Source organism: Microbacterium alkaliflavum, from assembly GCF_044325405.1.
Classification (GTDB): Bacteria; Actinomycetota; Actinomycetes; order Actinomycetales; family Microbacteriaceae; genus Microbacterium; species Microbacterium alkaliflavum.
Genome location: NZ_JBIQWL010000005.1, coordinates 288,719 through 299,087, shown reverse-complemented (window position 1 = coordinate 299,087; position 10,369 = coordinate 288,719). Strand labels below are relative to the sequence as shown.

Annotated in this window: 7 protein-coding genes; 1 reads left to right on the top strand and 6 read right to left on the bottom strand. The window is 67.4% G+C overall.

Annotated features, from left to right (window positions below):
• Window positions 1-5,228 precede the first annotated feature (5,228 nt).
• The 6 genes from rsmG to rpmH are packed head-to-tail and all read right to left on the bottom strand — an operon-like array spanning window position 5,229 to window position 8,494.
• Window positions 5,229-5,867, bottom strand: coding sequence for a 16S rRNA (guanine(527)-N(7))-methyltransferase RsmG (gene rsmG, locus ACH3VR_RS15655; protein ID WP_397557245.1), 639 nt, complete (start codon window positions 5,865-5,867; stop codon window positions 5,229-5,231).
• Window positions 5,868-5,886: 19 nt separating this feature from the next.
• Entirely contained in the window at window positions 5,887-6,399 is a 513-nt protein-coding gene (locus ACH3VR_RS15650) for a Jag family protein (RefSeq protein ID WP_397557244.1), read from the bottom strand.
• 56 nt (window positions 6,400-6,455) lie between these two features.
• Window positions 6,456-7,655, bottom strand: a complete 1,200-nt coding sequence (gene yidC / locus ACH3VR_RS15645) for a membrane protein insertase YidC (RefSeq protein WP_397557255.1) — start codon at window positions 7,653-7,655, stop codon at window positions 6,456-6,458.
• 6 nt (window positions 7,656-7,661) lie between these two features.
• A complete protein-coding gene (gene yidD / locus ACH3VR_RS15640; protein WP_397557243.1) occupies window positions 7,662-8,012 on the bottom strand; it encodes a membrane protein insertion efficiency factor YidD in 351 nt (116 codons plus the stop codon).
• Complete coding sequence (gene rnpA / locus ACH3VR_RS15635) at window positions 8,009-8,347, bottom strand: ribonuclease P protein component (RefSeq protein WP_397557242.1); 339 nt, start codon at window positions 8,345-8,347, stop codon at window positions 8,009-8,011. The genes yidD and rnpA overlap by 4 nt, the downstream gene beginning before the upstream one ends.
• Before the next feature lie 9 nt (window positions 8,348-8,356).
• Window positions 8,357-8,494, bottom strand: coding sequence for a 50S ribosomal protein L34 (rpmH, locus tag ACH3VR_RS15630; RefSeq protein ID WP_036304730.1), 138 nt, complete (start codon window positions 8,492-8,494; stop codon window positions 8,357-8,359).
• A gap of 308 nt (window positions 8,495-8,802) precedes the next feature.
• Between rpmH and dnaA the strand changes: the two genes are divergently transcribed.
• The gene (gene dnaA / locus ACH3VR_RS15625) at window positions 8,803-10,233 is read left to right on the top strand and encodes a chromosomal replication initiator protein DnaA (RefSeq protein ID WP_397557241.1); all 1,431 of its coding nucleotides are present in this window, start codon (window positions 8,803-8,805) and stop codon (window positions 10,231-10,233) included.
• Window positions 10,234-10,369: the final 136 nt, after the last annotated feature.

Sequence of the window (10,369 nt, the reverse complement as noted above, 5' to 3'; positions counted from 1 at the left end):
CGGAAACAACTGGTCATCCCACGGTGGCCCTTCATCGTCAGCGACGACGAGAGCCCCGCAGGAATTGACACCACGCTATGGGACTCACCCGCCCCGCTGGTCGAGCCTTCCCACCTCCGCCTCTCCCCGGTGGAGGGCTGCCTGGGCAGGTCCCGTCGGGTGTCGTGAGCGGTCGTCGATGCCAGCCGATCCACGACGACGGGCCGGTCGCCGAGCTCGTCTAGGCGTCGAACTCCAGAGATCGAAGAACCTACGCGTGAGCGGTTGAGTCGGCGCGCGGCGGTTGAGTCGGCGCGCAGCCGCGACCACCCACACCGACCATCTCGAACGCCCGTCGACTCGGCGGCGCATCGCAACCCCGCGCAGCACGGACGTTCGTCCCGTCGACACGCTCGTGGACCGGACAGGTCGGTTGCGTAGGAACGATCGAGCGTGGCGAGCCGGTTCCAGCGGCCCGATCCAGACGCCGGCCTGGTCACCGAGCCTCGCGAGACGTCGACCTCCAGGCTGTCGAGGAACCCTGCCGCGGGTTCGTGATCCCGATTGTGCCGATGCAAGACGCGCGCGCCTGGAGTCCCGCGCGACGCTGACGTCGGCCCCTCGACAAGCTCGGGGGTCGGAAGGCCGGCGTTGAGGCACGAGCGGGGTCGTAAGCCCGTGGCCGCCGCCAACCCGGTCCGGACGCCGCCCTGGTCGCCGAGCGCGTCGGGGGGTCGAGCTGCGGACCACCGAGCAGCCGGGGTTGCTGATGCCTGCTGCGCTCTCGGCGGCTCGAGTCGGCACGCACCCGACGCCACAGCGGCTATCTGGAACGCCTGTCGACGCGGCGGCTCCTGAGAGCTCCGCGCGGCACCGACGTCCGACCCCTCGCGACATTCAGGGGACCGGGAGAAGTGGGCCGGGAGGTGCATGCGCGTGTGGAGGCCGTCTCCGACACCGCCGAGCTGCTTGCCGAGGCGTCGAACGCCCAGATCACTGAGGAACCAGACGCCGGACGGGTGCTTGGTCTCGTCGCACCCCTCCGCGTCGGTGGGTAGGATGCCCCGCGCGGAGGCCGCCGGTAGGCGCACAAGAGGGCGGCGCGAGCTGTCGCCGCCGACCTGGCCCAGGCGCCGGCCCGGTCGTCGAGCCTGTCGAGGCGTCGAACCAAAGGGCATCAGGAACCTCGTCATGCGTGCGATCGATCCCCGTCCTGCCGATCCACGTCGGCGGTTCAGTAGTCGCGCAACCCTGTGCCGCAATCAGGTCATTCGCGATCTCGGGCATTCACACGACGGCGCCCGAGAGTTCACCGCCCACGTCGCCCAGGCGTCGGCCCGGTCGTCGAGCGTGTCGAGGCGCCGGACTCCAGGGCACCGAGGAACCTCGTCATGCGTGCGATCGATCCCCGTCCTGCCGATCCACGTGGGCGGTTCAGTAGCCGCGCAACCCTGTGCAGGAATCAGATGATCCGTCAATCTCGGGCATCCACACGACGGCCTCCGAGAGTTCCGTGCATCACCGACGTCCCCCGTCTCGGGACCGGCGAGGCCGCCGGAAGAAGCACAATCGGGCATCGCAAGCACTCGCCGCCGACCTGGCCCGGCGCCAGCCCGGTGGTCGAGCTTGTCGAGAAGTCGAGCGCGCAGGTGGCCACGAAGCGCCTTGAGTGGTTCGGCGTTCCCGTCATTCCGATCCGCGTCGATGCCGGAGTCGGCGCGCGGCACCGTCCCGGAGCCAGCCACACCATGATCACCGAACGCCGGATGACGCGCCGCCGGTTGAGACTCCCTCGCAACATCGACGTTCGCCCCCTCGACAAGCTCGGGGACCAGCAAGNCGGCACCGTCCCGGAGCCAGCCACACCATGATCACCGAACGCCGGATGACGCGCCGCCGGTTGAGACTCCCTCGCAACATCGACGTTCGCCCCCTCGACAAGCTCGGGGACCAGCAAGACCGCGCTGGTGTGTGTGCGTGGACGGCTGCAGCCCGTCGTCCGGGACGACCCGATCGAGCCCCTCAACCCGGTCGTCGAGCTCGTAGACCGGGTTGAGGGGCACGTCGCTCCAGAGGTTCGGTTACCGGGAGGGACGCGGCCAGGCCACGAGCTGCGTCGTCGATGCCCGCTCGGCGCGGGCCGCAGTCGGTCGCTGAGCTCGTCGAGGCGACGCACGCCACGCCTTTCGACGGGCTCAGGACCGCAATGGCCGCCCCGCCGGATACGGCCGGCCGTCGAAACGCACCGCGTACGCCGGCCGAAAGAAGCCCCGCTGTGGAGGCGCTCGCCGAGTTCGTCAAGGTATCGAGAGCGAACCACCGCGCCGTAAGGCGGTCACCGCACCAGCCTCGGGGCCGGCGCGGTCGTTGGGGAGGCGCGCTGCGCTGTACCGACTCCCTCATGTCGCTCACGCAACTACCTGGCGTGTCCGCCGCTCCAACATCCCCGTCCATCGCGAGACGCCTACTCGATCACTCGCGCGGTCAGAGGGAACCCCGCCCCGCTCGCGCGCCCCGGGGGCCGGTGTTTCACGTGAAACATCGTTCCGAATGACCTTCCACGCCCGATCCAGCCGACTGCGAGGCGTTCAGATCCTCTTCACGCATGCGCCGCTCCACGAGACGGCGAGTCCTCGATCCGAAGAAGCTGCTCGCTCATCGAACCGGCAAATCGGCGCTCGGAACCGTGTGTCGGCCCTAGGAAGACCGTCGTTGTGGTCCAGGAGATGACGCGCTGAGTCGAGCTGCAACGCTCCGGGGATGTTGGCGAGGATCATTGCTCTCCTCCGGCCGCCTACCGTCTGTCATGTCTCGCGCGGGGGTCAGATGAGGATCGCGTACCGAGGACGCGCGCGGGGGAGTAGATGCGATCACGTTCGGTCGATGTTTCACGTGAAACGACCGCGCTGCGCCCTCGGGGCATACGTGAGACAGAAGGCATCTACCCGCTCCCTCGCCAGAGCGTGACCAGCTCTACTTCCGTCATCACCCTCCGGCGAGGACGCGTGATGAGAGGGAGGTCGGCTGTCCGCAGTCGGGCGTCGGCGCCCCGGATCACGGTAATCATCCGCCCAGGCTGTGTGCGCCGGCCTGCAGTAGAGGGACTCTTCGAACGTGAGCGTGTGTGAGCCAAAAGGGTCGATCTGGTTGAAGGACTCTGTGTCGGTGACATGCTCTCGACTCGGTGCCTCACCCAGCCCGACGGCAAGAACCTGCTCGCCTCAACGAGATGCGAGGCACGAAATCACGAGATAGCGGTGGATTGAAGTTCGACGCGCCTGAGGCCTGCCGTCTCGTTGCGATGGCTCACTGCATGCCATGCATGTCGCAGCGATGCTGACCACCCGTCCCGTTCCCGCATGCTTCCGGGATTGCGGGAGTGTCCACTCGACTGCCCGGCACGTGCCCGAGCCCGAGCCCGAGCCCGAGCCCGAGACCGATCGGATTGGCCGGATCACCGCGGAACAGTCGGGTTGACCAAGCATCGTGATAACGACATCGATGCTGGTCTGCCGGAAGGACTTCGCCCATCGGGGATGCTGAATGCAGCACGCCGGTGTCTCCCCAACCCAGCACGATCCACGATGTTTCACGTGAAACGAGGTTCCCACAGCGCCGGGGCCCGTCGCCCGCTCTACGTGTGACTGGTCCGGGAGGGGAGGCCGACCGCCAGCGCTTCTTCCCCGGTGCGTGCGGCCACGTGGGTGCGCCGACCAAGCGTCGGGTCCCGCCGGTTCGCGAAGCCGGACGCTCCGATGACGATGGGCGCAGTACGTCACGATTCAACGGCGGCATGGTGACAGAGGCATTGAGACCAGGTTCTGCCAGCGCCATGAGGCCCGAAGCAACAACGAGCGCGTCGGTACGGGCCGTACCCGGCTCGGACTGAAGCCCCGCGAGCATGATTGGGCTTCACGGCGACAGGAAGGTGGACTCGCAGGGATGTGCGCGGCCACCCCGACGCCGGTCGGCCATGCGGCTCACACGTCGCGGACACGGGGGAGGGAGCTGCCTGTCTCCAGCACGTTCGGGGAAGCGCGGGCGGAGTCGTGATCTGGCTGAGCGACGCGGGCTCGTCCATCACAGGGCGCACGCGGCATCCGAGGCAGTCGGTCGCACTGACGGACAGCCGGCACTCGGTGTCGTCACCCCGGCAAACCCACGACTTGAGCCGGCACCGGCAAAGTGGACCCACCTGGAGTTCCGCGCGCCATCTCGGTACGTCTCCGCGCGGACTCGTCGGTGACGGGAACCGCTTCACAGATCGGCGCCACGCCCAGCGTTCAGCTCGTCGCCCCGTTGCACGCCTCTCGCGGCCTGCCAGATGACCGTGTGTACCTGCACGGGACCGGCACGACGAACATGCGAACGGTCGACAGAACGGCATCTCGTCGCATTCGCGACACACGTGCACACGGGCTCATCGACCGTCCACCGCAACGACGCGGTACCCGTCGCCAGGCATTTCCCATCGCGGAGCACGGGCGGCCCGCGCCGACAGAACGGCATGCGCGCCGTGCGGGCGACACGATCACCTGCCCGACTCGATACCACTACGATGTACGCCCACGCCTGAGGCAAGCGATCGGACGTCATGGTCTGCGCGGCTCCGCAGCGAACCGGCCGGCGCGCCACGCGTACCCGAGACCACCCTCCCACCGCCGAATGCGCGGCAACTCGCGTAGTGACCACGCCGGTTCGGCGTTCCCGGGTCTCGACCAAGGACGAAGCCCTTGCGTCGCGCACAGGAGCCAGGCGAGCACCCAGCACATCGGGCAGGAGCGACTGCGACGGCAGGCGACACACCCGGTCCGGCGTCAGGATCTCGGCAGGCGTGCTCGGCGCACTCGATCACGTGGGTCGCCGCGACATCTCTGGGGCTGGCGACCACGCTGAGGAGCCGTGGCTCGCGTCTCGATCGCCGCACACCTGCGATGCGGTGGTCGACCACCGGCCAGTTCTCGGGGCGCCCAGAAAGCCGGTCGAACCGCGCGCGCGATTCCCGCCGCGCAGATCGGCGGCCCACTCATGGAGAGGCTTCGTGATCGAACTGCGCCGTTCTCCACCACTCGATCACCGGCATCAGAACGATATCCGTGCGTACGCGGGGGCTCACACCGGTCGATCGAGCGCCATGAGGCGTCTCAATCACGGAGTGACGTGCCCTTCTTAAGCGCGCTCGCACGCGCACCAGGCCGCGTCCCGCGTCGCGATCGCGCTCCGCCGGCCACTCGGTCATCGACGGCAGGTCAGCGGGCGCGACGCACCGTGGCGCGCACGACGCGCGTCGGGTCGGGGAGCAGCTCGGCCCCGACGACCTCGACGCGGGCATCCGTGATGCCGAACTTGCGCAGAGGCTTCGCCGCCGCCTCGATCTCATTGTCGGCGCTGGTCCCCTTGAGGAGGATCAGCTCGCCGCCGTCGCGCACCAGAGGAGCCGTGATCGGCACGAGGGTGCGAAGCGCGCTCACCGCACGAGCGGTCGCGGCATCCAATACCGGCCCGCGCTTCCAGTCCTCGGCCCGGGCCCGGAGCACCTCGACGTTGTCGAGCCCGAGCGCAGCGACCTGTTCCGACAGCCAGGCCACCCGACGTTCCATCGGCTCGATGAGGATCCACTCCACGTCAGGTCGAGCGATCGCGAGCACGAGTCCGGGCAGACCCGCGCCCGAGCCGACGTCTCCGACGCGGCCGGAGAAGAGCGGAGCGATGACGGCGCTGTTCAGCACATGCCGCGACCACAGGCGGGGCGGTTCCAGGGGTCCGATCAGACCACGTTCCTCACCCTGTTCAGCGAGGGCGTGGGTGAATGCGCGCGCGACCTCGATGCGATCGCCGAAGATCTCGGCGGCGGCAGCGGGCTCCGCTTCGTACTCGACGCTGGTCATCGACGTTTCACGTGAAACGTCAGCCGCGACGGATCACGGTGTGACGGTCGGCACCGTCGCCGTACGACTCCGAAACGAAGCCGCGCTCGGCGACGATGTCGTGCACGAGCTTGCGCTCGTAGCTCGACATCGCCGGCAGGGAGGCCTGCGTGGCACCGTCGTCGAGGCGTGCGATCGCGCGGTCGACCAGCACAGCGAGCTCCTGCTCACGCGTGTTGCGCGAACCGCCGATGTCGAGGATGAGGCGCGAGAACCGGCCTGTGCGGTTCTGCACCGCGATTCGGGTCAGCTCCTGCAGCGCCTGCACCGTGTCGGGCGACGAGAGGAGGGCGATCGAGCCCTTGTCCTCGGCCTCGATCGACACGTACGCACGGCCGGCGCGCACGTCCAGCGCGAGGTCTCCGTCGATGTCGGCGATGTCGAGGAGCTCTTCGATGTAGTCGGCGGCGATGTCGCCTTCCTGCTCGAGCTGCTCGACGGTCGCGGTGACGCGCTCGGTCGTGGCGGAGTCGACGGGGTCAGTCGTGGTCATGGCGTCCTCGGTCATGGGTCGATGAGATCGAAGTGTCGGCGAAAGGGGAGCGGCGCTCAGGTGTTGGCGGCGCCGGGCTTCGCGCCCGGTGCGTCACCCGACGGCGTGGGACCGGGCTTGCCGGCGGAACCGGACGAACCCGAAGAACCCGAGGATGAGGGCGAAGAGCCCGAGCCACCTCCGGTGCCGGGACCCTTCTGCGCCTGCTTCTTCGCACGCTGCTTGCTCACGGGCTGCTGGCGCTTGGGGGTCGCGGCACGAGCGCGCTCGGCCTCCTCGAGCAGACGCTGCTGCTCGGCCTCGTACTTCTCCATCGAGACGACCTTGCCCGACGCGTCGAGGGCCTTGCCCTTGCGAGCGAGGCGCTCCTCACGGGCTTTGGCGGCCTCCGAGCCGGGGGTCGGCATCTCGCGGATGACGATGAACTGCTGCACACCGGTCCAGATGTTGCTCGTGAACCAGTAGATGACGACGCCGAGGGGGAAGGCCACACCCGAGAAGACGAAGCCCAGGGGGAGGATCCAGAGCATGATGCGCTGCATCTGGTAGGCCTGGCCGGTCTTCGCCTCGGGGGAGAGGTTCTTCGAGATGATCTGCAGCTGCGTGAAGAACTGCGACGCGATCATGAGCACGACGAGGGTGACCGTGATGATGATGGCTGTCGTGTTGTTGGCGTTGATCGCGTCGATGAGAGTCTCGTGCAGCGAGGCGACGCCGAACAGCTTGGCGTTGTAGAACTCGAGCGTGAGTTCCGGGGTGAGCGGTCCGACACCGCCCTGACCGTTCTCGGCGTGGAGCTTGATCGAGCTGAGCACCGAGTACAGCGAGAAGAAGACGGGCATCTGCACGAGGAGCGGGAGACAACTCGAGACCGGCGTCGTGCCATGCTTCTTATACAGCGCCATGGTCTCGCGACTCATGGCCTCACGCGAGAGCTGATCCTTCTTGCCCTTGTACTTCTCCTGAACTTTTCGCAGTTCAGGGGCGATTTCCATCATCTTGCGCTGGCTCTTGATCTGACGCACGAACAGCGGGATCATCGCTGCGCGGACGACGACCACGAGGCCGATGATCGCGAGCACCCAGGTGATGCCGGCGGCGGCCGGGAGTCCGATGAACGTGAAGATCGCGTGCCACGCGACCAGGACCAGTTCGACGAGCCACTTCAGCGGCCACAGGATGGTGCCCAGAAGGTCGAAGCCGCCTCCGGAAGCGGCGGGAGCAGGAGTGCTCGTCGCAAGGTGCAGCAGATCCAGCACGGATCAGTCCTTTCTCAGGGGCACGACGAAACCGTGCGGGGTCAGGTCGTAACGGAACCGCCGGTGCGGCGGGACATCGTCGACACCGCCCTGCGCCCACGGGTGACAGCGGGCGAGACGCGCGGCGGTGAGGGCGCTGCCCTTCACCAGCCCGTGCTGTTGCACGGCGCCGACGGCGTAGGCGGAGCATGACGGGTAGTACTTGCACACATCTCCATACGTGTGCGAGATCGTCGCGCGATAGGCGTGAAGAAGAGAGAGGCCCAGATTCCGGGGGATCAGCGGCACCGCTCGAAGGGCATCGGATGCCTCGAGGTGACCCTCGCCGAGGGCGTAGGCGGGAAGGACGCTCATGCCGCCGCCCGACGAGCGAGGCAGCGCTGGACTTCGTCGCGCAGCTCGGAGAAGTCCGCGCTCGCCGCCGACGGCAATGCCCGGATGACGACATCCGAGCCCGGGCGGACGCCGCCGAGAGACTCGTGGCAAACGGCCTTCAGCCGTCGGCGCACAGTGTTGCGCACGACGGCTGATCCGACCTGCTTGCTCACGATGAAACCGAACCGCGATGCACGCTGCTCATCGGAGGTCACGACATAGGTGACGGTGTGCGCGGCCGCACAACGACGACCCCGACGGACGACGGCCTTGTACTCCGCCCCGCGGGTGAGTCGGTTCGGCCTCGCCAGCACCGCTCGATGTCAGGCCGAGAGCTCGGTGCGGCCCTTGCCGCGGCGCGCCGAGAGGATGGCGCGGCCGGCGCGGGTGCGCATGCGGGCGCGGAAGCCGTGCTTCTTGGCGCGGCGACGGTTGTTGGGCTGGAAGGTGCGCTTGCTCATGAGATCGCTTCCGGATCGGTGTCACCGGGAGGCTCAAAATCCGGGGACGACGTGCTTACAGGGAACTGCCGCGAGGGCATAAGTCAACCGACTAAGGCTACGTCGAGACGCCTGAGAACTCAAACTGAGCCGCGCGGGCGGGCATTATGCACACACGTGACGCGCGCCCTGGCACCGACACGCAGCCGGATCTACAGTGGAGTTTGCTCACACGACGCCCGCTGACTAGCGTGTCTCCGGCACTTATCCACAGGCACGGGATGTCGCCTTCCCTGAGCCTGAGGCGCATCACAACACCCGGGGGGGCCATGGCACAGCACGACATTCCAGATGTACCTGTCTGGGCGGCCGTGCTCGGTGAGCTCACGGTGGACGATCGCGTCACGCCGCAGCTGCACGGGTTCCTCAATCTCGCCGTCCCGCAGGGCGTCATGAGCGGCACGCTCTATCTCGACGTGCCCAACGACCTGACGGCCGCGCAGATCAACAAGCGCATGCGGGCGCCCATCCTGGAGGCGCTCGCCCGCGTCCCCCAGGGCGATCCGATCGCGACGACCTTCCGTGTCGTCGTCAATCCCGACCTCGCCGATCAGCACTTCACGGCGCCCATACCCGTGCAGTCGCTCTCGCAGCCCGAGCCCATGACGGCGCCCGCACCGGGTGCGCTGCGTCAGCGGCTCGACGAGCCCGTCGACACGGCACCCTCCCGCTCCGACTCGCGACTGAACCCGAAGTACACCTTCGACAACTTCGTCATCGGCCAGTCCAACCGCTTCGCGCACGCCGCGGCCGTCGCGGTCGCCGAGGCGCCTGCCAAGGCGTACAACCCGCTGTTCATCTACGGCGACTCGGGCCTCGGCAAGACCCACCTCCTGCACGCCATCGGCGACTACGCGATCAGCCTCTACGCCGGCATCCGTGTGCGCTACGTGTCGAGCGAGGAGTTCACGAACGACTTCATCAACTCGATCGCCAACAACCGCGGATCGGCATTCCAGGCGAGGTATCGAGATGTCGACATCCTCCTGATCGACGATATCCAGTTCCTGCAGGGGCGAGCCGAGACGCAGGAGGCGTTCTTCCACACGTTCAACACGCTCCACGACCACGACAAGCAGGTCGTGATCACCAGCGACGTGCCGCCCAAGCATCTGACCGGGTTCGAAGACCGCATGCGCAGTCGCTTCGAGTGGGGTCTCATCACCGACGTCCAGGCGCCCGACCTCGAGACGCGCATCGCGATCCTTCGCAAGAAGGCCCAGTCCGAGCGGCTGCACATCCCCGACGAGGTGCTCGAATACATCGCCACGGTGGTCTCGTCGAACATCCGCGAGCTCGAAGGCGCGCTCATCCGCGTCTCGGCATTCGCGAGCCTCAATCGCTCGACCCTCGACATGTCGCTCGCTCAGACGGTTCTGCGCGACATCATCGATCAAGACGACGCGAACGTGATCTCGCCGACCGACATCATCACGGCGACCGCGGCCTACTTCAAGCTCTCGGTCGACGACCTGTACGGATCGAGCCGTTCGCAGGCCGTCGCCACAGCCCGCCAGATCGCCATGTACCTCTGTCGTGAGCGCACCAGCCTCTCCCTGCCGAAGATCGGCCAGCTCTTCGGCAATCGCGACCACACGACGGTCATGTACGCCTACAAGAAGATCAGCGACCTCATGAAGGAGCGCCGCTCGATCTACAACCAGGTCACCGAGATCACGGCCTCCCTCGGCCGTCGCTGAGCCCTCCGCGTGCCATCCATCGGCCGACGTCCTCCGGGACGTCGGCCGATGTCGTCATATGCCTTGAAAAGCGCTTGACACCCGTCGGAGCCGGGGCCAATATGCCGTTCTTCACAGTGTGGAAAACCTGTGGATA

Coding starts and splice junctions, on each gene's coding strand:
- rsmG (WP_397557245.1), bottom strand. CDS start 5,867: ATGACCAGCGTCGAGTACGAAGCGGAGCCCGCTGCCGCCGCCGAGATC.
- ACH3VR_RS15650 (WP_397557244.1), bottom strand. CDS start 6,399: ATGACCACGACTGACCCCGTCGACTCCGCCACGACCGAGCGCGTCACC.
- yidD (WP_397557243.1), bottom strand. CDS start 8,012: ATGAGCGTCCTTCCCGCCTACGCCCTCGGCGAGGGTCACCTCGAGGCA.
- rpmH (WP_036304730.1), bottom strand. CDS start 8,494: ATGAGCAAGCGCACCTTCCAGCCCAACAACCGTCGCCGCGCCAAGAAG.
- dnaA (WP_397557241.1), top strand. CDS start 8,803: ATGGCACAGCACGACATTCCAGATGTACCTGTCTGGGCGGCCGTGCTC.